Raw genomic sequence first — 23122 nt, 5'->3', positions numbered from 1 at the left:
AGGGGTAATGGTGGACCGGGGCTGACGGCAACTGCGAGGGTCGCTACGACGGCCTCGCGTGGGTCGGGGCGTCGGGAGGTTTCCCCCTGTGATGTCTCGAATGTCCCGGTCCGCGGTCGGCCTGCTCGCCGCGGTGGTCGCCGGTTCCCTGCTGCTGACGACCACCACGGCGAATGCCGGCCCGCCCGACGCGCCGTCCGGCCCCACGGCGACCAACCCGACGCCCGGCGCGAGCAGCAAGCGGATCACGCTGGTCACCGGCGACGTCGCCGAGCTGACCACGAGCTCCAACGGCCAGGTCTCGGCCCGCCTGCTCGACGACGAGCCGTACTACTTCGGCACGTTCGACGGAGACCTCACCCTGGTCCCGGCCGACGCCTACCCGCTGCTCTCCGCGGGCCGCCTCGACAAGCGCCTCTTCAACCTGACCGAGCTGGCGGCGCAGGGGTACGACGACGCAAGCAACGCTAGCCTTCCTCTCCTCCTCACCGCCCCGGCCGCCCTCCGCAGCGCGCCGAGTACGCCGACCGCCGCGACGTACCGCCGTACTCTCGCCAGCGTCGGAAGCACCGCGGTGACCGTGCAGAAGGCCGACGCGAAGACGTTCTGGGACGGCATCAGCGGCCCGACCACGTTCAAGTCCAGCCAGGTGACGAAGATCTGGCTCGACGGCCGCACCCACGCGACGCTCGACCAGTCCACGAAGCAGATCGGCGCCCCCACCGCCTGGAAGCAGGGGTACGACGGCCACGGCGTGAAGGTCGCCGTCCTCGACACCGGGTACGACGCCGGTCACCCCGACCTCTCCAAGCAGGTAGTTGCGTCGGAGAGCTTCATCCCCGACCAGGCGGTGCAGGACCTGCACGGCCACGGCACGCACACCGCGTCGATCGTCGCCGGCCTCGGTACGGCGTCCGACGGCAAGCGGAAGGGTGTGGCGCCGGGCTCGGAACTGCTGATCGGCAAGGTGCTCGACAACAGCGGCGGCGGCTACGACTCCGAGGCGATCGCCGGAATGGAGTGGGCCGTCCAGCAGGGCGCGAAGGTCGTCAGCATGAGCCTCGGCGGCTGGCCGTCCGACGGCACCGACCCGATGAGCGAGGCCGTCGATCGGCTGTCGAAGTCGAGCGGCGCGCTGTTCGTGATTGCGGCCGGCAACTCCGGCGCGGAGGAAACCGTCGGATCTCCCGGCGCCGCGTCCGAGGCGCTGACCGTCGGCGCGGTCGACCGCGAGAACAAACTGGCGAACTTCTCCAGCCGTGGCCCGCGCGTCGGCGACGGCGCCCTGAAGCCCGAGGTGACCGCTCCCGGCGTGGAGATCGCCGCCGCCCGCGCCGCCGGCACCGAGCAGGGCCACATCCTCGGCCAGTACTACACAGCCATGAGCGGTACGTCGATGGCGACGCCGCACGTCGCCGGTGCGGCCGCGATCCTCGCGCAACGGCACCCCGACTGGACCGGCCCGCAACTGAAGGCCGCACTGGCATCGACGGCCGTCCCGTCGGACGGCGCCCGCACCGACCAGCAGGGCCTCGGCCGGATCGACATCCCGAACGCGCTCGACCCGTCGGTCCTCCCGGACGCCGCCAACCTGTTCTTCGGTGACCTGTCCTGGACCGGCTCGACCGCCCCCGCGCCGGTCACGCGTACGGTTGCCTATCGCAACAACTCGAAGCGATCGGTGACGCTCACCCTGGCGGTCGACGCACAGTCTCCGGCGGGGGTGGAGGCCGGGCTGACGGTGAGCCCAGCCCGGCTGACCATCCCCGCCGGTGGTACGGGGTCCGCGACCGTCGCCCTCGACCTCACCAAGACCCAGCCCGCCAAGTACGCCGGTGTACTGACGGCCCGCGCCGGCGCCACGTCGTACCGGACCGGCCTCGGGTTCGCGGCCGGTGGGCGGCTGAACCAGGTGACCGTGAAGGCGATCGGCCGCGATGGGCTGCCCGCCACCACCAAGGCCGGTGCGAGCGGCGTGCAGCTGTGGAACCAGGACACCGGCGACGTCAGCGCGATCGCGTTCGACGAGACCGGCAGCCGCACGCTCGACGTACCGACCGGCCGCTACAGCGTGATGGCGTACGCGGTCGGTGGCGACGAGGCGAACTGGGCGAACTCGATCACGCTCCTCGGTGATCCGGACGAGTGGATCGGCAGCGACCGGACGTTCACGTTCGACGCCCGGACCGCGCACAAGGTGACCATCAAGACGCCGCGACCGGCCGACGCGCAGAGCATCGGGGTCGCCTGGCACCGCAAGGTCGGTGACCGGGATGCCGTCTCCGGCTGGGCGTACAACGGCCGGGTCGCCGACGGCGTCTACGTCCAGGACTTCGGAAAGGTTGCCAACGGCACCTTCCAGGTCGTGCAGCGCTGGGACCTCGCGCAGCCGAAGCTGACCGTCGACGTGAACGGCGTACGCCTGCCGACGCCGGCCGAGGGCTCGTCCCGAAACGTGTACGTCGGAAGCGCAAAACTCCCGCTCTACAACGGCGGTGACGGTACCGCGGCCGAGCTGACCGGCGCCAAGGACGCCGCCGTACTGATCCGATGGGGCGGCTTCAGCAAGACGACCGCGCAGGTCAAGGCCGCGAAGGCCGCCGGCGCCAAGGTGGTGTTCCTCTACAACGAAGCCCCCGGCTTCTGGTCGACCAGTAGCGATCAGGGCGTCCCGCTCTACCTGTTGCGCTCCGATCAGGGCAACCAACTGCTCGCCGAGCTGGCGAAGGGCCCGCAGTCCGTGCAGCTGAACGGTCTGCTCGACAGCACCTACCGGTACGACGTCGCGCTCGGCCCGTCGGTCGTGAAGGGCGGACTGACGTACGACGTCGCGAAGATGCACCCGGCCGTGGTGACCACGGACTTCCAGACCAACGACGCGTTCTGGCTGCACCGGGACCAGCGGATCGCGCACCTTCCGGGCATCTCGACCGGGCTGACGGCGTCGCGCTTGGTGGCCGGTGCGGTGAAGCGGACCGACTACCTCGTCACCGACCAGAAGGGCGTCACCTGGGACGAGAAGACGTCCGCGGGGGAGTGGAACGAGACCGGCTTCGAGGCCACGATCACGCGGTCCTACCGGCCGGGCGAGCAGGTCACGCGCGGGTGGTGGGAGTCGATCACGCGTCCCGCCGTACCGGGGTTGTCCGAGGCGCCGGGTGACGAGGCGCAGGGCTGGCCGCCGGCACGGTTCGAGAACGCGTTGCGGATCGCGATTCCGCAGTACGTGAGCGGCGACCGGACCACGTTCGGTTGGGGCGACCGCGGCGACGTGACGAGCATGAAGCTGAGCAGCAACGGTGTCGAATTGGGCAGCAAGAACTGGTCGGTCGCACAGTTCACCGTCCCGGGACGCGCCGCGTGGTACAACCTGACGCTCGACCAGCAGCGTGGCCCGAACAGCTGGGCGAAGACCTCGACGTCGACGCACACCCAGTGGCACTTCCTCTCGGTGCCGTCCAAGAGCCGGACCGTGCTGCCGCTCGTCCAGGTCGACTACAAGCACACCAACGGCTGGCTCGAGCTCACCCCGCGCTACCAGCCGGGTGTGCGCGGCGTGGGGATCTTCCGGACCACGGCGGAGATCTCGTACGACGGGAAGACCTGGACGAAGCTGTCGCTACGCGGGATCGGCACTGTCCGCGCCCAGGTACCGGCCGGCGCGTACCCGAGCATCCGGGTGACCGCGACGGACCTGATCGGCAACAGCATCACCCAGACGATCGACCGCGCCTGGGTCAGCTGACCGTCTGAACGTTAAAAGGGCGACGCCACGAAGCGGGGGGAGTGCTTCGTGGCGTCGCCAGGGGCGCGCCAAGGGAGGGGTGGGGGCTGGCGCGCCGGTCCAGTGGGGATCAGCTCCCGAGGATGCCTCCACCGAGGATGCCCAGCAGTCCGAGGGCGGACAGCAGACCGCGGATGACCTGGTCGACCGCCTTGGCGCCACCGGTCTGGTAGGCGGTCACGCAGTTCTGCAGCTGGGTCTGGGTCGGCTTGGTGATCGTCACCTTCGCCATCTCGGACTGGCAGTACGTCGTGGCCTTCTGCAGCTCGGCCAGCGTGCTGCCCGCCGTGCCGACGATGACCCCGACGGCCGTCGTCAGGCTGGTGAGACCCGGCTTCGGCGTGGTCGTGGTCGGAACCGTCGGCGTGGTCGTGGTCGGCTTCGAGGTGGTCGGCTTCACCGTCGTCGGCGTCGCCGTCGGCCGGCTGCTCGGAGTCGCCGTCGGCGTCGCGGTCGGCCGGTCCGTCGGCCGGTCGCCGTCCCGCTCGTCGGTCAGCGTCGGGGTCGGCGTCGCGGTGGGCGTCGGGATGTCGATCGCCTTCGGCAGGTCCTTGTCCGACGGGGCGTCGATGGTCGGGTCGTCGATCTGGTCGCCGGCCTCGTCCACGTCGTCACCCGCGGTGCCGTTGCCGACCGCGATCCAGCTGCCGCCGGCGTACGCCTTGGCGATGCTGACCACGAGGTCGACGTACTGCTGGGAGTGGTTGTAGCGCAGGACCGCGGAGTTCAGATCACTGGCCTTGGACAGGTCGGTCTTGCCCGAGCAGAGGTACACCCCGGTCGACATCGCCGCGTCGTCGATGTCCTGCGGATTCCGCACGCCGTCGCCGTCGCCGTCCACACCCATGGCTCGCCAGGTGCCGGGGATGAATTGCATCGGGCCGACCGCGCGGTCGAACGCGCCGTCACCGTCGAACGAACCCGCGTCGGAGTCGGAGATCCGCGCCGTCCCGGACGAACCGTCCAGCCGCGGGCCGAAGATGCCCGGCACCGCGACGCCCAGCGAGTTCAGCGCATTGCCGCCGAAGCGGCCGTGGTTGGACTCGACCCGGCCGATCGCGGCCACCAGCGTCCACGGCAAGTGGCACGCCGGGTCTACCTGGGCCAGCACCTGCTGGGCCCGGGAGTACGCCTTGAGCGCGGCGTTCGGGATGCCGTTGCGGGACAGGCCCGAGACCACTTGAGTCGGTTGCTCGCCAGGGTCGACGCCGTGGCCGACCACACCTGGCACCGGCACGTTGGCCGGGAAGGCGATCGGCTGCTTCGGTACGACGACCGGGTTGCCTCCGGACAGACCGTTCTCCAGCGACGCCGTAGCGATCGCGGGGTCGTCCGTGGCACTGACGGTGAACGCGCTCGCGAACAGCGCCAGCGGGATCAGCGGCGCCACCTGACGCCACCCGCTACCCGTGGCGCGGCGCTTGCCCTTCGCCATCGATGATTCCCCTCCGTGACTCATCGACCGGTCCGGCCCCACGCTGCGGACAGTCTTTGTGCCGTCTTCAATGTCGCTGTGTCGGTTGCCGTCGTAATAGGTCTAACGTTCGCCCCGTTGCGTGGGTTACGCGTCGAACGCAGACCGTGTACGTGCGGTCACCGGGTACCCATACTGGCGCGTAACAAAGCGCCTGTGAACCCCTTGCGGACGATCGGGTGCTGAAAAGCGCCCTGCCCTGCCGGTCGGGGCGCCGGACCGGTCGGGGAGAATGACGGCCGTGCCCGCACACACTGAACACTCCGCCGAACTCTTCGCCAGAGCCTCCACAGTGACCCCGGGTGGGGTCAACTCTCCGGTCCGCGCGTTCCGCGCCGTCGGCGGCGTACCGCGTTTCATGGCCTCCGGTGACGGATGTCACATGACCGATGTCGACGGCAACCGCTATCTCGACCTGGTCAGCTCCTGGGGCCCGCTGCTGCTCGGCCACGCCCATCCCGAGGTGATCGCCGCCGTCCAGGCAGCCGTCGGCCGCGGTACGTCGTACGGGACGCCGACCGAGACCGAGGTCCTGCTCGGCGAGGAGATCGTCGCGCGGACCCCGGTGGACAAGGTCCGGCTGGTGTCGTCCGGGACCGAGGCGACGATGTCCGCGCTCCGGCTGGCCCGCGGGTTCACCGGGCGCGCCAAGATCGTGAAGTTCGCCGGCTGCTACCACGGCCATGTGGACGCGCTGCTGGCCCAGGCCGGTTCCGGCGTCCTCACGCTCGGCATCCCCGGTACGCCGGGAGTCACCGAGGCCACCACGGCGGACACGATCGTGCTGCCGTACAACGACCAGGCCGCGGTAGCCGCCGCGTTCGCGGAGTACGGCGATCAGATCGCGGCCGTGATCACCGAGGCGTCGCCCGGCAACATGGGCGTCGTTCCGCCGCGGGACGACTTCAACGCGTTCCTCGCTCGGATCTGCACGGAAAACGGTGCACTTTTCATTTCCGACGAGGTCATGACCGGCTTCCGGATCACCCGCTCGGGCTGGTACGGCGTCGACGGCGTACGCCCGGACCTGATGACGTTCGGCAAGGTGATGGGCGGCGGCTTCCCGGCCGCGGCGTTCGGCGGTCGCGCCGACGTCATGTCCCACCTCGCGCCGGAGGGCTCGGTCTACCAGGCCGGCACGCTGTCCGGGAACCCGATCGCCACCACCGCCGGCCTGACGACGCTGCGGCTGGCGACCGACGAGGTGTACGCCAAGCTCGACGAGACCTCGCTCACCATCCAGCGCCTGGTGTCGACCGCGCTGGACAAGGAAGGTGTGCCGCACGTCATCTCGGCGGCCGGGAACCTCTTCAGCGTCTTCTTCGTGGAGTCCTCGGAGGGACCTGCCGAGATCCGGGACTTCGCCGGAGCCAACGCCCAGGTGCTGCCCCGGTTCACGGCGTTCTTCCATGCCATGCTGGACGCCGGTGTCTACCTGCCACCGAGCGCGTTCGAGGCCTGGTTCGTCAGCGCCGCCATCGACGATGACGCGCTGGCCGAACTGGAGTCCGCCCTCGCTCCGGCGGCCGCCGCGGCAGCCGCCGTACAGAACTGAAGGGACAGCGGTGACCGAAACGACGGTCGTGCACCTGATGCGTCACGGCGAGGTGCACAACCCGACCGGCGTGCTCTACGGCCGGATCCCCGACTTCCACCTGTCCGAGCTCGGCCGCGCGATGGCCGACCGGGTGGCCGAGCACGTCAAGGGCCGCGACATCGTGCACCTGGTCAGCTCCCCGCTGGAGCGGGCCCAGGAGACGATGGAGCCGATCGCCAAGGTGTTCGGCCTCACGCCGGACATCGACGAGCGGGTGATCGAGGCGGCGAACCTGTTCGAGGGCAAGAAGTTCGGCGTCGGCGACGGCGCGCTGAAGAACCCGAGCGCCTGGTGGTTGCTGCGGAACCCGTGGAAGCCGTCCTGGGGTGAGCCGTACCAGCAGCTCGTCCGCCGGATGCGGGACGCGATCGAGACCGCCCGGCAGAAGGCCGCCGGCCACGAGGCGCTGATCGTGTCGCACCAGCTGCCGATCTGGATCGTCCGGTCCGCGATCGAGGGCCGCCGGATGTTCCACGACCCGCGCAAGCGCCAGTGCAGCCTGGCCAGCCTCACCTCGTTCACGTTCCACGGCGAGCAGATCGTCTCGGTCGGCTACTCCGAGCCCGCGAAAGATCTGTTGCCGGTCAAGAACCCGAAGAAATTCGTCGGAGGGGCCTGATGCGCCGCGCTGTTGTTCTGATGGCCGGTCTGCTGCTCGCGGTCACCGCGTGCTCGTCCGGCCAGCAGGCAGCGCAGAATCGCCAGGGCCAGTCGGGTTTCGTCAGCGGCAACGGCAACGTGTCGACGTTCGCGGCGGCCGATCGGAAGCCGGCGCCGGAGCTGACCGGCAAGACGCTCGACGGAAAGACCTGGACGCTGTCCGAGCAGACCGGCAAGGTCGTCGTACTGAACGTGTGGGGTTCGTGGTGCCCGCCGTGCCGCAAGGAAGCCCCTGAGCTGGTCGCGGCGTCGAAGGAGCTCGGGTCCGCGGTGCAGTTCATCGGACTGAACACCCGCGACCTCGACCCGGCGCCGGCGAAGAAGTTCGTGCAGGAGTTCGGTGTCCCGTTCCCGAGCATCTACGACCCGAACGGCAAGGCGTTGCTGCGGTTCCGCGGCCAGATCTCGCCGAAGGCCATCCCGACCACGCTGGTGATCGACAAGAACGGCAAGGTCGCGGGACGCGTCGTCGGCGAAGTCACGAAGCAGACGCTGCTCGGCATGGTCAAGGACGCCGGTTGAGCTGATGGGTGAGTGGTTCGCCTCGTCGATGACGGGCTCGATGCTGGTGGCACTGCCGATCGCGGTGCTGGCCGGTGCGATCTCGTTCTTCTCGCCGTGCGTCGTACCGCTCCTGCCCGGCTACCTGTCCTACGTCACCGGCCTGTCCGCCGCCGAGCTCGGCTCGGAGAAGCGCGGCCGGATGCTTGCCGGTACGGCGTTGTTCGTCGCCGGGTTCTCGGCGGTGTTCATCCTGACCGGCGTGGTGTTCGGCAAGGCGGGCGACCTGCTGATCGATCACCAGACCACGATCACGCGGGTCCTGGGCGCGCTGACCGTCGTACTGGGTCTCGTCTTCCTCGGCGGGTTCGGATTCCTGCAGAAGGATCTGCGGGTGCACCGGGTCCCGGCGGTCGGGATCGCGGCGGCGCCGTTGCTCGGCGTACTGTTCGGATTCGGGTGGACGCCGTGTATCGGGCCGACGCTCGGGACCGTGATGACGCTGGCCACCACCGAGGGCAGCACCGGGCGCGGGGCTGCGCTGGCACTGGTGTTCAGCCTCGGGCTGGGGATTCCTTTCATCGTGGCGGCGCTGGCGTTCCGGCGGATGCTGTCCGCGGTGGCGTGGGTCCGCAAGCACCAGCTGCTGGTGATCAGGATCGGCGGCGTACTGATGATCGCGGTGGGACTGCTGCTGCTGACGGGAGTGTGGGATGCGATGACCGCGGACCTGCGGCAGTGGGTCGCCAACTTCGGATCGGCGGTCTGAGATGACTGAGATCAAGGACCGGATCGCCGCGGCGTCGGGTCCGGAGGAACCGTCCGGACCGCCGGCACTCGGCCTGGTCGGCTGGCTGCGCTGGACCTGGCGGCAGCTGACGTCGATGAAGACCGCGCTGGTGCTGCTGTTCCTGCTGGCGCTCGGCGCGGTGCCGGGATCGCTCGTCCCGCAGACGTCGATCGACCCGATCAAGGTCTCCGACTTCCTCACCGCGCACCCGAAACTCGGCCCGCTGTACGACAAGCTCGGGCTGTTCGACGTCTACAAGTCCGCCTGGTTCTCGGCGATCTACCTATTGCTGTTCATCTCGCTGATCGGCTGCGTCGTACCGCGGTTGTCCGTGTACGTGAAGGGTTTGCGGGCCAGGCCGCCGAAGCCGCCGCGGAACCTGAACCGGCTGCCCGGGTACCAGCGCTTCGAGCTCTCCGAGGCCGGCGACGTCCTCGAGGTCGCGACCCGCGAGCTCCGCAGGCGCCGCTTCCGGGTGCAGTCGTACGACGGCGCGGTCGGCGCGGAGCGTGGATACCTGCGCGAGGCCGGCAACCTGCTCTTCCACTTCTCATTGATCCTGGCGCTGGTCGGCGTCGCCTGGGGTTCGCTGTTCGGCTACCGCGGCAGCGTGCTGGTTGTCGTGGGCAACGGTTTCTCCAACTCCGTCGCGCAGTACGACGACTTCACGCCGGGACGCGCGTTCAGTGGTGACGACGACCTGCCGCCGTTCTCGCTGACCGTGAAGGACTTCGAGGTGAAGTTCCAGGAGGACGGTCCGCAGAAGGGCGCGGCGCGGGAGTTCAAGGCGCAGCTGGACTACCAGGAGACGCCGGACGCGCCGGAGAAGTCGTACCAGCTCGAGGTCAACCACCCGCTGAAGCTCGACGGGAGCAGCGTCTACCTGCTCGGCCACGGGTACGCGCCCCGGGTCACCGTGAAGGACGGGCAGGGGAACGTCGCGTTCTCAGGACCGGCGCCGTTCCTGCCGCAGGACAGCAACTTCTCGTCGTTCGGCGTGGTCAAGGCGCCGGACGCGCGACCGGAGACGCTCGGGTTCGAAGGCTTCTTTCTACCGACCTCGTACATCGGTCCGAACGGGCCTGTGTCGGTGTTCCCCGACGACCTGAACCCGGAGCTGGTGATGACCGGGTACTACGGCCGGCCGCAGCCGGAGACCGGGAAGCCGGAGTCGGTGTACCAGCTGGACAAGTCGAAGCTGACGCAGTTCGAGCAGGCGAACGGCGACAAGTGGCGGTTCCAGCTCGCGCCGGGGCAGAGCGCCCAGTTGCCCGACAAGGCCGGGTCGATCACGTTCGACGGGTACAGCCGCTGGGTGAAGCTGCAGATCAGCCACACGCCGGGCACGGGCCTCGCGCTGGCGGGTATCTCGCTGGCGATCCTCGGCCTGATGGGTTCGTTGTTCGTGCATCCGCGCCGTACCTGGGTGCGGGTCCGCGAAGAGGACGGGCGTACCGTTGTCGAGGTCGCTGGTCTGGACCGCGGCCCCGAGCGTGGGCTCGGCGACGAGATCCAGGCCATCACCACAGCTTTGAAACCCGCCAGCTCGAGCACCCAGGAGCAGCCATGAGCCCGGAGACCTACGCACAAGTCTCCAACCTGCTGATCCCGACTGCCACGGTGATCTACGCCCTCGCGATGGTCTCCCATGCGATGGAGTGGGCCCTTGGTCGTGCCGCGGTCGCCAAGACCGCCGCGGTGAAGGAGGAGGTGCTGGTCGCGTCCGACGGCGCAACAGTCTCCGGCGGTGCTGGCGCCGTACCCGACGCTCCTGCTGTTGAGGAGCCGGCGTCGAGTGAGCGGCTTGATGCGGCAAGCCGGATCGGGCTGCTGCTGACCTGGTTGGGCTTCGTGCTGCACCTGGGCGGTGTGGTGACGCGTGGGCTCGCGGCCGAGCGTGTGCCGTGGGGCAACATGTACGAGTTCTCCATCACGGCGTCGCTCGCGGTGGCGATCGTGTACCTGATCTTCGTGCAGCGCTACAAGCTGCAGTACCTCGGGCTCGGCGTGACGTTCGTGGTCGCCGCCGTACTCGGTCTGGCCGCGCTGGCGCTGTACACGCCGGCCGGTCCGCTGGTCCCGGCGCTGCACTCGTACTGGCTGGTGATCCACGTGTCCGCGGCCGCGATCTCCGGTGGCGCGTTCACCGTCGGCGGCCTGGTCTCGGTGCTGTACCTGGTCAAGGCCCGCGCCGAACGCCGCGTGCTGGCCGGCGGCACGATGGCCGCATCGCTGCGCCGCCTTCCGAGCGCCGAGGCGATGGACGGTACGGCGTACAAGGTGCTGGCGTTCGCGTTCCCGCTGTGGACGTTCGGTGTGCTGGTGGCCGGGCCGATCTGGGCCGAGCACGCCTGGGGCAGGTACTGGGGCTGGGACCCCAAGGAGGTCTGGTCGCTGGTGACCTGGGTGGTGTACGCCGCCTACCTGCACGCCCGCGCGACCGCCGGCTGGCGGGGCCGCGGGGCCGCGACGATCGCGATCGTCGGCTGGTTCGTCTTCATCTTCAACTTCGTCGGGGTGAACCTGCTGGTGTCCGGCCTGCACTCCTACGCCGGGGTCTGACATGAAGGAGTTCGGGATCTACACCGGCCTGCGGGCGGCCCTGTTCGCCGTCTGCCTGGCGGTGCTGTGGTTCGCACTGCGCACCTGGCTGTCGATCTGGCCGATCGCACTGCTGGCCCTGATCGTCTCGTCGATCCTGTCGATCTTCGTCCTGCGCGCCGCCCGCGACCGCCTGGCCGGCAAGATCGATACCCGCGCCACGAAGATCTCCACCCGCCTCGAACAGGCCCGCTCCGCCGAGGACGACGACTAGCAGGCAGTCCCCGCCTGAACCCGCCGTACCAGTGGTCGACTGGTACGGAGAGTGATCTATGCCACGAGCGAATTTCGGGCAAATTCATTTGTGCACTCCTTCACATGAGTCGTAACGTGGTGGATGAAACGGAACCGTTTCGTTCTATCCGTGTTCTGATAGCTACTCAGGGTGATGATGGTGGAGGCAGCAGGCGTGCGGCATCGGCCGCGGGTCGAAGGCGGGCGTGAGGAGGAGATCCTCGACGCGACCGTGGCGGTGGTGGCCGAGCTCGGCTACGACCGGCTGACCATGGACGCGGTGGCGACGGCGGCGAAGGCCAGCAAGGCCACGCTGTACCGGCGCTGGTCCACCAAGGCCGAGCTGGTCGTGGACGCGATCAGCCGGGCGAAGGGCTGCCCGATGCCGGAGGACGTCGACACCGGCAGCCTCCGCGGCGACCTGATCTCGATGTCCTGCGGTGATGGTGGCTTCACCGACGAGCTGCCGATGTCGGTGGTCGCCGGCCTGCTCACCGCGCTGCACCGCGACGCCGACCTGCAGAAGGCCTTCCGCGAGCGCTTCATCGGGCCGCGGATGGAAGTGACCAACAAGGTGTACGAGCGGGCCGTCGAGCGCGGCGAGATCGCGCCGGACGTCGACGTCGCCCTGCTGTCGGTGACGCTGCCCGCGGTGATCATTCACCACGCCTACATCCTCGGCGTCGAGCCGACCGACGATCTGATCCTCCGAGTGATCGACAACGTGATCCTGCCTGCGGCGCGGGGGCCGCAGGTGAGCTGACCGGTGAGGGGCCGGTCCGCGATTCAACCAGGCAAGTCTGCCCAAGAGGGGAAATACTTCATGTCCGAAGAAGTCATCAACGCCGATCCGCCGGAGGGGCGGCCGGTCGACGCTGAGACCGGGGCCTCCGCGCACGGCCATCGCAATCTCGGTATCGCGCTCGCGCTGATCTGCATGGCGCAGCTGATGGTGGTGCTGGACGGCACCATCGTGAACATCGCGCTTCCGCACATCAAGGACGCGCTCGGCTTCAGCAACGCGTCGCTGCCGTGGGTGGTCAACGCCTACGCGCTGGCGTTCGGCGGCCTGCTGCTGCTCGGCGGCCGGATCGGTGACATCCTCGGTCGCCGCAAGGTCTTCATCTTCGGTGTCGTGCTCTTCGGCCTGGCGTCGTTCGTCGGCGGTATCGCCCAGAGCGAGAGCGTGCTGCTGGCCAGCCGGATCCTGCAGGGCCTCGCGGCCGCGGCGGCCTCACCGAACGCGCTCGCACTGATCACCACCACCTTCCCGGCAGGCAAGGAGCGCAACCGGGCGATGGGCGTGTACGCCGCGATGTCCGGGGCCGGTGCGGCCGTCGGTCTGATCCTCGGTGGTGCGCTGACCGAGGCGTCGTGGCGCTGGACCTTCTTCATCAACACGCCGATCGGCCTGATCGTGGCGGTGCTGGCGTTCCGGTTCCTGGGCGAGTCGCCCCGGCAGACCGGCAAGTTCGACCTGCCTGGCGCGATCACCGGCACGGTGGGACTGACCTCGCTGGTCTACGGCCTGACCCACGCGGGTTCGAACGGCTGGGGTGACGCGGCGACGCTGACCTTCATCTTCGGCGGGCTCGCGCTGATCGCGATCTTCCTCGTCATCGAGGCCCGGTCGCGGCACGCGCTGATGCCGTTCCGGATCCTCGCGAACCGGACCCGTGGCGTCAGCTTCTTCGTGATGCTGATCGTGGGCGCGGCGATGTTCTCGATGTTCTACTTCCTCGGCATCTACGTGCAGAGCATCATGGGCTACAGCGCGATCAAGACCGGTCTGTCGTTCCTGCCGTTCAGCTTCGGCATCGTGGCCGCCGCACAGGTCGCGTCGACGCTGGTGGCGCGGATGGACCCGCGCTGGATCTCCGGCGCCGGCGGCGTGCTGGTGTCGGCCGGCATGTTCGGGTTCAGCCGGCTCGAGGTGGACTCGACGTACTGGACCCACCTGCTGCCGTACATCCTGGTGCTGGCGTTCGGGATGGGCCTGATCTTCGTGCCGCTCACGCTGACCGCGGTCAGTGGGGTCGGGGACGAGGACTCCGGCGTCGGTTCCGCCGTACTGAACACGGTGCAGCAGATCGGTGGTGCGGTAGGCCTGGCGCTGCTCGGCACGATCTCCGCCAACGCGATCAAGGACAAGTTCGCCGAGCTGGCCCCGGGCCTGCAGAAGGCGGCCGAGTCCGGGCAGTCACCGGACCAGATCAAGCAGCTGCAGGGGCAGTTCACGGCGCTCGCCACGACGCACGGGTTCACCCGGGCGTTCGTCTGGTCGGCGTTCCTGGCGCTGGGTGCGGCCCTGATCACGCTGGTCGGCCTGTCGATCAAGCACAAGGACCTGGCCAACGACGGCCAGCCGGTCCACATGGGCTGATCGGCTCAATACTCGAAAGGCCCGCTTCCCGGGAGGGGGGAAGCGGGCCTTTCGTTTGTCTACAGGGCTTTGCGCATCACGATCTCGCGACGTACGCCGTCCGGCATCAGGTCGCCGAGCTCGTCGGTGTCGACGTACCCGTGGCGCAGGTACAGGTTGTGCGCCGGGTCGTTGCCCGGGACAACTGACAGTTCGAGGGTCGCGGCGCCGACGCCGCGGGCCCAGTCCTCGATCGCGGTCATCAGCGCGTTGCCGACGCCCTTGCCGCGGCCCGCGGGCGCGACCCACATCGAGACGAGCTCGGCCGTCTGCGGCGCCTCGCCGATGAAGCTTCCAGCCATACCGGCCGGCGTACCGTCGATCGAGGCGATCACCTGGTAGGCGTCCGGCACGGAGAGCCGTTCCCGCCAGCGTTCTTCGGGAGCGTTGATCCAGTCCGCGAGCTGCGACCCGAAGGCGAACGGCGCTTCCTCAAGTGCCGCCAGCCGCAGCTCCCGCCAGGCTTTCCAGTCGTCCGGACCGACGTTGTTCAGCTCGACCATCAGTTCCTCGGCGGGAACTTCGATGACACCCAGTCGCGGACGCCGCCGAGGCCGTCGCCGAGGTCGCGCAGGAACTTGGCCAGCGGGTCCTGCGAGCGGTTGAACGCGTCGGTGTACGACTTCGCGGCGTTCTTCGCCTCCTGCGAGATCGACGCGTCGCCGTCCTCCTGGCGCTTCGGGTAGTCACCCGAGACGATCGTCGTGTACTCGCCCTCGTCGACCCAGCGGCGCAGCTCGTGCGCGCGGATCACGGCCAGCGGGTGCGACTGCGCCTCGAGCAGCAGCAGCTTCAGCACGCTGTCGCGCAGGTCGCCGGCGCTCTCGTACTCCGTACCTTGTGCAAGGAACGCGGTGGTGTCGAGTTCGTTGAGCTGACCGCCGCTGGCGAGCTTCATCTGGACGCGCAGCGCGACCGCCGGGTCCTGGACCGCGAGCAGACCGGCCCGGTCACCGGACAGCTCCGCCTTGCGGGACCACTCGTGCAGGGCGGCGATGATCGCGCGCAGCCCGAGCGCGCCGATCGGCAGCCAGCCGATGGCACCGGTGAGGCGCATCAGCCAGAGCAGGAGCGACTGGTACAGCGCGTGCCCGCTCTGCGCGTGACCGAGCTCGTGACCGAGGACGAACCGCAGCTCCTCCTCGTCCAGGCCCTGCAACAGGGCGCTGTTCACCACGATGAACGGCTTGTCCATGCCGATCGTGACCGCGTTCCAGATCGGGCTGTTGGTGACGTACAGCTCGGGGAGCTGGCGGACGTCGAGCGTCGAGGCGGCCTCGGTGTAGAGCCGGTGCACGGTCGGGAACTGCCGCTCGTCGACCCGGATCGCCGAGCCGAGGTACTGCAGCCGGAACGCGCGCTCGTTGATCAGTCCCGACATCTTCCGCAGGACGTAGTCGAACCCCTTCAGCTGCCGCAGCGCGACGAGCGCACCACGGTCCGCGGGGTGCTCCCACGCCCGCGAGCTGATATCGGTCAACGTCACCCGCTGCCGCGTCGGCCGATCACTGTTCTCGGTCATCGTTCCCCCTGCCCGTTCGTCATGGGTTCCCAACCTAGCTCGCGTTCGGGGTCCAGCGGGGATTGAGCGCTACAGCCAGCAACAACGTGGGAATCCAACCGATCGGTACGGCGAACCAGCCGAGGCCCTGTCCTGCCGCGATCGCGGTCGTCGCGACGGAGAGCGCCGTACCGCCGAGCCAGTATCCGAGGGCGTTCGCGGCCTTTCGCTGGAAGCCGCGGCGGTATCCGACCCAGGCGAGGGTGAGGGTGGCCGGCAGCGCCAGGGCGATCGACCCGAAGGTGAGGATCGCGAGGAGCATTGCGACCTGCGCGGGGGAGAAGTGGATGGCGCCGAGCGGGATCATCGGGGCCACCCGGCGTACTGCTGGGTGTGCAGCTGCTGCATCTGCGGCATCGGCATGGGTTGGGCGGTTCGGCGGTGCAGGATCCGGTCCCGCTGGGCGCGGGGGATGAGGAACCAGGCGAGCGTCCAGAGCAGCGCCCAGTCGAGGACCGCCGCGCACCAGAAGGTGTCCAGGAAGGCGCAGGCGGCCATGATCGCGGTCGACAGCGCGGTGCTCCACGCCCAGTACCAGAACCCGTTCCAGAGGCGGTGGCGTCCGCCCCGGAGGTAGCCGACCACCGCGAGCGGGCCGCTCGCCGGGACGGCGCCGCCCACTGCCAGAGCCGCGATCATCAGCGCGACGAACCAGTCAGGGAATTCGATCATGGGACCGATCCTCGCCGCCGGAGCAGGTGGTTGCAGAGCGTAGGAATACTCAAATCGCCCCATTCGTCCTAGCCTGGCCCGCATGAGTGAGGTTGACGGGGTGTGCCGTGAGGTCGATCGCCGGGACGAGAAGGCGCGTGCCTGGGTGTCCGAGGCGATCCGGATCGTGGACGCCGACGCGAACCGGAGCGCGGACACGCATCTGCACGTGTTCCCGATGCCGGAGGGTTCCGGTGTGGACCTGTACCTCAAGGACGAGTCCGTGCACCCCACAGGCTCGCTCAAGCACCGGCTCGCCCGGTCCCTGTTCCTGTACGCCCTCTGTAACGGCTGGATCCACGAGGGCACCACGGTCATCGAGGCGTCCAGTGGCTCCACCGCGGTCAGCGAGGCGTACTTCGCCCGCCTGCTCGGCCTCCCGTTCATCGCGGTCATGCCGGCCTCGACGAGCCCCGAGAAGGTCGAGCTGATCGAGTTCTACGGCGGCCGCTGCCACTTCGTCGAACGCTCCGGTCAGATCTACGGCGAGGCCAAGCGCCTGGCCGACGAGACCGGCGGCCACTACATGGACCAGTTCACGTACGCCGAGCGCGCGACGGACTGGCGTGGCAACAACAACATCGCCGAGTCGATCTTCGGGCAGCTCTCGCTGGAACAGCACCCGATCCCGACCTGGGTCGTGGTCGGCGCCGGGACCGGCGGTACGTCGGCGACCATCGGGCGCTATGTCCGCTACCAGCGGTACGACACGTCGGTCGCCGTGGTGGACCCGGAGAACTCGGCGTTCTTCCCGGCCTTCGAAGCCGGCGACCACGAGTTCTCGACCGGCCGCCCGTCCCGCATCGAAGGAATCGGCCGCCCGCGCGTCGAACCGTCCTTCGTGCTCGGCGTCGTCGACCGGATGATCTCGGTCCCCGACGCCGCCTCGATCGCCGCGATGCGCTTCTGCTCCCGCGTCACCGGCCGCCTCGTCGGCGGCTCGACCGGCACCAACCTTTGGGGCTCGCTACGGCTGGCCGCCGAAATGCGCCGTACGGGCGCCCGCGGCAGCATCGTCACGCTCCTGTGCGACAGCGGCGAGCGCTACGGCAACACCTACTACGACGACGCCTGGCTCCGCACCAGCGGCATCGACATCACCCCCTTCACCACCACCCTCGAAACGTTCGCCACGACCGGCCACTGGACCGAACCCGAGTAGCGCCATTTTTATGGCAGCAGCGCGAGCTTGCCGACTGTGGTGCGGGATTCGAGTTCTGTGAGGACCTTCGGGCCGTCGGCGAGTTCGTATGTCGTGGGCTCGCTGGGGCCGAGTACTCCGGCCGCGAGCAGGCGGAACAGTTCGCCCATGATCTCGCCGTACAGCTGTGGCGTGGTCTGGATCAGGATGCCGATGTTCAGGCCGATGAGCTGGACCTGATGTTTGTAGACGAGGTCCCAGTTGCTGAGTGCGGCCTCGCCGGCGGGTAGGCCGAAGACGACTACTCGGCCGGTGACGCGTTTTGTGGCGGACAGGCTCGCGTCGAGGGTCGGGCCGCCCACCGACTCGAGCGTCAGGTCGACGCCGACGCCATCGGTCAGGCGCAGTACTTCGGCGGCGAGATCGGTGCTGCGGGAGCTCAGGACATGGTCGGCGCCCAGGCCGCGCACCACGTCGTGCTTCTCAGGTGAGGCGGTCGCGATCACCGTCGCGCCGTAGTGCTTCGCCATCTTCACCGCAGCCTGCCCGGTCCCGCCGGCCGCGGCGTGGATCAGTACGGTCTGTCCGGCGACGAGCCCGCCCAAAGGCCTGAGGGCAGCCAATGCGGTCGGCCAGCTCACAACCAGACCCAGCGCCTGTTCGTCGTCCCAACCAGCCGGCACCGGAAGGGCCGCGACCCCCGGCAGCACCAGGTATTCCGCGAACGCCCCGCCCCGGATGCTGACTCCGACCACGTGAGTGCCGAGCTCCGACTCCACTCCTTCGCCGACAGCCGTCACTTCACCGGCGGCCTCGATGCCGGCCACGTACGGCGGTTGCGGGCCACCCGCGAACGTTCCGCGAGCCTGCGAGACGTCGACGAAGTTGATGCCAGCGGCAACGACCCGGATCAGCACCTCGCCCGGGCCGGGGACCGGGACCGGTGCGTCGGTGATCAGCCGTAGGTCCGCCGGTCCGTTCAAGGACGTTTGCTCCAACGCACGCATCGCGGCCGCCTCCCATTTGTTTGTCGAATGACCAACAAAGGGTGACACCGCTGGATCCGGGGGTCAAGATAAACTTGATCGATCGACCAAGAAATCTTCCGAAGGGACCCGGATGGCCACTCGCGGCAGACCGCGTACCTTCGACCCGGACATCGCCCTGCGCCAGGCCCTCGACGTCTTCTGGGAGCGCGGCTACGAAGGCACCTCCCTGAATGACCTGGCCCAGGCGATGGGGATCAAGTCCGCCAGCATCTACGCCTGCTTCGGCAGTAAGGAAAGCCTGTTCCGGCAGGTCATGGCCCTGTACGGCGCAACAGCCGGCGAACCGCCCCGCCGCGCGCTCCGCGAGGGACCGACCGCTCAGGCCGCAATCCACGCGATGTTGCAGGCGACCGCCGATCAGATCACCCACCCGGAGCACCCGCACTACTGCATGCTGATCCTCGCCGCCCCCACCGGTGCCGTCGAGAACCACGCAGTACGGGAGTTCCTGGCCGATCGCCGCCACGACATGTACGTCGAGATCAAAGACCGCCTGGCCCGGGACGGTGACCTCCAGGTACCGCCTGCCGGACTCGAGGCGATGGCCCGCTACTACACCACCGTCGTCCAAGGCCTCTCGATTCAAGCCCGCGACGGCGCCACCCGTGCCGAACTCGAAACCGTCATCACCTGCGCCATGGCCGCCTGGCAAACCCTCGCCTCATGACCCGCATCCTGATCACCGGAATGTCCGGCACCGGCAAGACCACCCTCCTCGATGAACTCACCAGCCGAGGCCACCACGCCATCGACACCGACTATGACGGCTGGGTGTTGTCTGACGGCACGTGGGACGAGCGACGCATGGACCAGTTGCTGGCCGATCAGGTCGACGTGATCGTCTCGGGAACGGTCGAGAACCAGGGCAAGTTCTACGACCGCTTCGACCACGTCGTACTCCTCACCGCCCCGCTCGACATCCTCATCGAGCGCGTGAGGCGCCGTACGAACAACCCATACGGCCAAACCCCAGAACAACAAGCCGAAATAGCCCACTACGCCCAAACCGTAGAACCGCTACTCCGCGCCGGCGCAACCCTCGAACTGGACACCCAGCAACCAGTAACCACCCTCGCCAACACCATCGAGAGCCTGACTTAGACCGTCCGATAATCCGCCTGTCCCCACTTCCCCGCCGGTCGGCACCCACTCGTCGAGCAGACGACGGGTCATCCGGCTCTTGTGACTGATGTGTGGGTGGATAGTGTGCCGGGGCTGGCGGCGAACGGCTGGGCATGCATTCTCGACAGGACGTGTCGACTGGCTAGGTAGTGCACCTCAGCATGATCGCGCCCGCGCGTACGGCGTCTCGCCGGTGCCCGACCCGTCGAACTGACCCGCACCCCGGCAAACCCCGTGGCTGCTCTCGCTCCCCAAACCAGTTCGGGGACCATTTCGTCCGGGACTGGGGAGCCCTGCCCCCCGAAAACGGCAGGTGATCGTCCCCAAACTGGTTTGGGGAGCTCTGACCGCCGGGAGGTGGGGGGTGGGATGTGTGTGGCTTCGCTCTGCTGCCTGGTCGGGGTCGGGCCCGAAGAGTGGGGAAACAAAGTTGCATATCGTGACGGTTTCTTCCCGGCAAGACAGCTCACGTGGGACGACGCCGCAGCTGACTGCCGGGGGCACCGCCGATGCCCACGGCTCGTTGTACCTGGCGCGCGCCGTACCGCAATACCAGCGGTACGACGCACATCGGCACTGGGGTCGTCCTTCGCTCGAGGAGTCGTCGGACCGATCCATCGGAGTGGTGAGCGACCGCCGGGCGGTGGTGGTGACCGGGGATAGGCAGTGGTGACTGGGGACAGGCAGTGGTGACTGGGGACAGGTAATGCCAGGTGCCGACTCACCATTGCCTGTTGCACGATCCCGGATCGGGTTGATCGCCGCCCGCACATCAGACAGGAGAACCGGATAACCCCTGCTCTCCTGATGGCGCTTCGGCCCCACCTTTCCTGGGTGTTCGCCGCGTCACGAGCCGGTGCGTGAGGCGGAAGTCAGGGTTGGGTCATTCGGGTGGTGATGTCGTCGGCGAGTTTGGCGAGGAGGCGGCCTAGTTCGGTGCGGTCGTTGGCGGGCCAGTCGGCGACTACCTCGCGGAACCAGTCGACGATTGTCGTGGTGTAGCGGTTGGCGGCCTCGGTGCCGGTTTCGGTGGCTTCTATCAGGCTGGCTCGGCGGTCGTTGGGATCGGCGACCCGGCGGACCAGGCCGCGCTGTTCGAGGGCCTGCACCTGCCGGGTGACGTGCGGGCCGACGACCTGCATGCGGTCGGCGATCTCGCCGACGCGGAGCGCGCTGTCCGCCATCGACAGTGTCAGCAGGATCGTCATCGCCGGCCGGTCCAGTGCGAGCCCGGTCGCCTCCGTCGCCTGCTGGGTGAGCCGGCCGCGGTTGATCGCCGTACTCAGCTGAGCCAGGCGCGGCAGCAACGCCAGCTCGTCAGGAGAATCAGCGGTCACTTGATTACCTACCTTAGGTATGTTTACCTTGGAGCAACTAGATACCTAAGGTACATACTTCTGGAAGGGATCTCCATCATGACCACTGTGCTGATCTCCGGCGCCAGCATCGCCGGCCCTGCCCTCGCCTACTGGCTCGACCGCTACGGGTTCGAGGTGACCGTGGTGGAGAAGTCGGGTGTGATCCGCGGCGGCGGGTACCCGATCGACATCCGCGGCACCGCCCGCGATGTCGTCGACCGGATGGGGTTGCTGCCGCGGCTGCAGAAGGCGCACGTCGGCACCCGCAGGATCTCGTTCGTCGACCCCGACGGGACGCCGATCGCCGCGATTCAGCCCGAGTCGCTGACCGGCGGAGCCGAGGGCCTGGATCTGGAGGTACGCCGAGGTGACCTGGCCGACGCGCTCTACGCCCCGATCAAGGACCGCGTCGAGTTCCTCTTCGACGACTCGATCGCGACGCTGGACGATCGCGGTGACCGGGTCGACGTCGTCTTCGCGAGCGGCACGGCGCGGACCTTCGACCTGGTCATCGGTGCCGACGGCCTGCACTCCAACACCCGCCGGCTCGTCTTCGGCCCGGAGGAGCAGTTCCACCGGTACATCGGCTACGCGTTCGCCGGCTTCACCCTGCCCAACGACTTCGGGCTCTCGCGCGAAGGTGTCGTCTGGAACGTGCCGGGCCGCGCTGCCGTCTTCTACGCCCAGGAGCCGGACCAGGATGTGCACGGTTTCCTCACGTTCCGCCAGGAGGAGCCGCCGTACGACGCTTTTCGCAACCCGCAGGCCCAGCGCGAGCTGGTGGCCGCCAAGTTCCCGGAGCAGAGCTGGCACGTGCCGCGACTGGTGCAGGCCATGGGTGAAGCGGACGACATGTTCTTCGACGTGGTCAGCCAGATCCACATGCCGACCTGGTCCCGCGGGCGGGTCGCGCTGGCCGGCGACGCGGCCCACGCGACGTCGTTCCTGTCCGGCCAGGGGTCGAGCGTCGCGCTCGTCGGCGCGTACGTGCTGGCCGGCGAGCTGGCGACGTACGCCGACCACGCGACCGCCTTCACCGCCTACGAGCAGCGGATCCGCGGCTTCGTCGAGCAGAACCAGGCCCTGGTCGAGAACGGCCGCAGCTCACTGGCGCCGGAAACCCAGGAGCTCATCGACGCCCGCAACGCCGCCCTCCGATCAGGGGCCGCGGCCAGCGCTCAACGCCACGAAGCGCACACCGCGCTGGACCTGCCGGAGTACGGCTCAGCTGCCCAGCGCTAGCCCCACGCCGAGCCCAATGGCGTAGAGGAGTTCGGTGAGGCCGGTGAACTTCAGCACGGGGATGAGAGCGGGCCCGACTGCATCGCTGAGGATGATCCGGGTGGACTTCACGGCCAGCGGAAGTGCGATGAAGGCCAGGAGGGTCCACGGGGTGGCGATGACGGAGACGGCCGCGAGGACGAAGGCCAGCGCGATCAGCGCGGCGTAGAACCGGCGGGAGAGCGCGGCGCCGAGGACTACGGCGAGGGTGCGCTTGCCGGTGACCGAGTCGGTCGGGATGTCGCGGAGGTTGTTGGCGACCAGGAGAGCGCAGGCGATCGCGCCGACCGAGACAGCGCCGGCGATGGCCGACCAGTGCAGCGTTTCCGCTTGGGCGTACGTCGTACCTAGGACGGCGACCAGGCCGAAGAAGAGGAACACGCTGACTTCACCGAGCGCCCGGTAGCCGTACGGCTTCTTGCCGCCGGTGTAGAACCAGGCGCCCAGCAACGACGCTGCCCCGGCGACGAGGAGCCACCAGGTGGTCGTTGCACACAGCACGATGCCCAGCGCAGCGCCGATACCGAGGCAGGTGAAGGCGGCGGTCTTGACTGCCCGCGGGGTGGCGACCTTGGAGCCGACCAGGCGGAGCGGGCCGACCCGGTTCTCGTCGGTGCCGCGGATGCCGTCGCTGTAGTCGTTGGCGTAGTTGACGCCGATCTGCAGGGCCAGCGCGACGCCGAGGGCGAGCAGCGCCTTCCACCAGACGAAGCCGTCCAGGAACGCGGCCGCACCGGTTCCGACGAGAACGGGGGAGATCGCGGCGGGGAGGGTTCGCGGGCGGGCGCCTTCGATCCACTGGGCAGGGGTGGCCATGACCATCGATTGTGTCAGCC

23 protein-coding genes are annotated in these 23122 nt (G+C 68.6%); 15 read left to right on the top strand and 8 right to left on the bottom strand.

Annotated elements, in window-relative coordinates:
- The first annotated feature begins 91 nt into the window (after positions 1–91).
- On the top strand, positions 92–3745 hold the full coding sequence (locus tag EV649_RS19510) for a S8 family serine peptidase (RefSeq protein WP_130384849.1): 3654 nt from the start codon (positions 92–94) through the stop codon (positions 3743–3745).
- Between the two features lie 109 nt (positions 3746–3854).
- On the opposite strand, the gene EV649_RS19505 is transcribed toward EV649_RS19510, so the two are convergent.
- Positions 3855–5219, bottom strand: coding sequence for a lytic murein transglycosylase (locus EV649_RS19505; RefSeq protein WP_130384848.1), 1365 nt, complete (start codon positions 5217–5219; stop codon positions 3855–3857).
- Between the two features lie 271 nt (positions 5220–5490).
- Between EV649_RS19505 and hemL the strand changes: the two genes are divergently transcribed.
- The 9 genes from hemL to EV649_RS19460 all read left to right on the top strand — a co-directional run bounded on the left by hemL (position 5491) and on the right by EV649_RS19460 (position 14024).
- The gene (gene hemL, locus EV649_RS19500) at positions 5491–6813 is read left to right on the top strand and encodes a glutamate-1-semialdehyde 2,1-aminomutase (RefSeq protein WP_130384847.1); all 1323 of its coding nucleotides are present in this window, start codon (positions 5491–5493) and stop codon (positions 6811–6813) included.
- A gap of 37 nt (positions 6814–6850) precedes the next feature.
- Entirely contained in the window at positions 6851–7474 is a 624-nt protein-coding gene (locus EV649_RS19495; RefSeq protein ID WP_241998454.1) for a histidine phosphatase family protein, read from the top strand.
- Positions 7474–8037, top strand: a complete 564-nt coding sequence (locus tag EV649_RS19490; RefSeq protein WP_130384845.1) for a TlpA disulfide reductase family protein — start codon at positions 7474–7476, stop codon at positions 8035–8037. The genes EV649_RS19495 and EV649_RS19490 overlap by 1 nt, the downstream gene beginning before the upstream one ends.
- A 4-nt stretch (positions 8038–8041) precedes the next feature.
- Positions 8042–8785: a cytochrome c biogenesis protein CcdA gene (locus EV649_RS19485; RefSeq protein ID WP_130384844.1), complete on the top strand. Its 744-nt coding sequence runs from the start codon at positions 8042–8044 to the stop codon at positions 8783–8785.
- 1 nt (position 8786) lies between these two features.
- Entirely contained in the window at positions 8787–10376 is a 1590-nt protein-coding gene (locus EV649_RS19480; RefSeq protein ID WP_130384843.1) for a cytochrome c biogenesis protein ResB, read from the top strand.
- Positions 10373–11368, top strand: coding sequence for a c-type cytochrome biogenesis protein CcsB (ccsB, locus tag EV649_RS19475; protein WP_130384842.1), 996 nt, complete (start codon positions 10373–10375; stop codon positions 11366–11368). The genes EV649_RS19480 and ccsB overlap by 4 nt, the downstream gene beginning before the upstream one ends.
- A gap of 1 nt (position 11369) precedes the next feature.
- A complete protein-coding gene (locus EV649_RS19470; RefSeq protein WP_130384841.1) occupies positions 11370–11621 on the top strand; it encodes a DUF4229 domain-containing protein in 252 nt (83 codons plus the stop codon).
- 180 nt (positions 11622–11801) lie between these two features.
- A complete protein-coding gene (locus EV649_RS19465) occupies positions 11802–12404 on the top strand; it encodes a TetR-like C-terminal domain-containing protein (RefSeq protein ID WP_241998360.1) in 603 nt (200 codons plus the stop codon).
- 60 nt (positions 12405–12464) lie between these two features.
- Positions 12465–14024 (top strand): MFS transporter, encoded by a 1560-nt coding sequence (locus EV649_RS19460; protein WP_130384840.1) that lies wholly within the window; start codon positions 12465–12467, stop codon positions 14022–14024.
- A 59-nt stretch (positions 14025–14083) separates the two neighbouring features.
- Here the strand turns inward: EV649_RS19460 and EV649_RS19455 are convergent, their stop codons facing one another.
- From EV649_RS19455 to EV649_RS19440, 4 genes are read right to left on the bottom strand one after another with little or no spacing between them, the layout of a single operon-like run.
- Entirely contained in the window at positions 14084–14566 is a 483-nt protein-coding gene (locus EV649_RS19455) for a GNAT family N-acetyltransferase (protein ID WP_130384839.1), read from the bottom strand.
- The gene (locus EV649_RS19450; RefSeq protein ID WP_130384838.1) at positions 14566–15585 is read right to left on the bottom strand and encodes a M48 family metallopeptidase; all 1020 of its coding nucleotides are present in this window, start codon (positions 15583–15585) and stop codon (positions 14566–14568) included. Before EV649_RS19450 ends, EV649_RS19455 begins: the two co-directional genes overlap by 1 nt.
- 34 nt (positions 15586–15619) lie before the next feature.
- Positions 15620–15931, bottom strand: a complete 312-nt coding sequence (locus EV649_RS19445) for a hypothetical protein (protein WP_130384837.1) — start codon at positions 15929–15931, stop codon at positions 15620–15622.
- Positions 15928–16296 carry a hypothetical protein gene (locus EV649_RS19440; protein WP_130384836.1) on the bottom strand — a complete coding sequence of 123 codons (369 nt, stop codon included), beginning with the start codon at positions 16294–16296 and terminating at the stop codon, positions 15928–15930. The genes EV649_RS19445 and EV649_RS19440 overlap by 4 nt, the downstream gene beginning before the upstream one ends.
- Positions 16297–16378: 82 nt before the next feature.
- Here EV649_RS19440 and EV649_RS19435 point away from each other — a divergent pair, with 82 nt between their 5' ends.
- The gene (locus EV649_RS19435; RefSeq protein WP_130384835.1) at positions 16379–17497 is read left to right on the top strand and encodes a PLP-dependent cysteine synthase family protein; all 1119 of its coding nucleotides are present in this window, start codon (positions 16379–16381) and stop codon (positions 17495–17497) included.
- A gap of 8 nt (positions 17498–17505) precedes the next feature.
- Here the strand turns inward: EV649_RS19435 and EV649_RS19430 are convergent, their stop codons facing one another.
- Complete coding sequence (locus EV649_RS19430) at positions 17506–18483, bottom strand: NADPH:quinone oxidoreductase family protein (protein WP_130384834.1); 978 nt, start codon at positions 18481–18483, stop codon at positions 17506–17508.
- 112 nt (positions 18484–18595) lie between these two features.
- Here EV649_RS19430 and EV649_RS19425 point away from each other — a divergent pair, with 112 nt between their 5' ends.
- From EV649_RS19425 to EV649_RS19415, 3 genes are all read left to right on the top strand, one after another.
- Entirely contained in the window at positions 18596–19192 is a 597-nt protein-coding gene (locus tag EV649_RS19425) for a TetR/AcrR family transcriptional regulator (protein ID WP_130384833.1), read from the top strand.
- Positions 19189–19626 carry an AAA family ATPase gene (locus EV649_RS19420; RefSeq protein ID WP_130384832.1) on the top strand — a complete coding sequence of 146 codons (438 nt, stop codon included), beginning with the start codon at positions 19189–19191 and terminating at the stop codon, positions 19624–19626. Before EV649_RS19425 ends, EV649_RS19420 begins: the two co-directional genes overlap by 4 nt.
- A gap of 460 nt (positions 19627–20086) precedes the next feature.
- Positions 20087–20320, top strand: coding sequence for a hypothetical protein (locus EV649_RS19415; protein ID WP_130384831.1), 234 nt, complete (start codon positions 20087–20089; stop codon positions 20318–20320).
- 199 nt (positions 20321–20519) lie between these two features.
- Here the strand turns inward: EV649_RS19415 and EV649_RS19410 are convergent, their stop codons facing one another.
- Positions 20520–20984, bottom strand: a complete 465-nt coding sequence (locus EV649_RS19410) for a MarR family transcriptional regulator (protein WP_198682563.1) — start codon at positions 20982–20984, stop codon at positions 20520–20522.
- 78 nt (positions 20985–21062) lie between these two features.
- Between EV649_RS19410 and EV649_RS19405 the strand changes: the two genes are divergently transcribed.
- Entirely contained in the window at positions 21063–22247 is a 1185-nt protein-coding gene (locus tag EV649_RS19405) for an FAD-dependent monooxygenase (RefSeq protein ID WP_130384830.1), read from the top strand.
- On the opposite strand, the gene EV649_RS19400 is transcribed toward EV649_RS19405, so the two are convergent.
- Positions 22230–23102 (bottom strand): 1,4-dihydroxy-2-naphthoate polyprenyltransferase, encoded by an 873-nt coding sequence (locus EV649_RS19400; RefSeq protein WP_130384829.1) that lies wholly within the window; start codon positions 23100–23102, stop codon positions 22230–22232. The two genes, EV649_RS19405 and EV649_RS19400, sit on opposite strands and share 18 nt — an antisense overlap.
- Between the last annotated feature and the right edge of the window lie 20 nt (positions 23103–23122).

It is taken from the genome of Kribbella sp. VKM Ac-2569, assembly GCF_004216905.1.
GTDB lineage: Bacteria > Actinomycetota > Actinomycetes > Propionibacteriales > Kribbellaceae > Kribbella.
The sequence above is the reverse complement of the archived record's forward strand: the minus strand, read 5'-3'. Positions and strand labels throughout refer to the sequence as shown.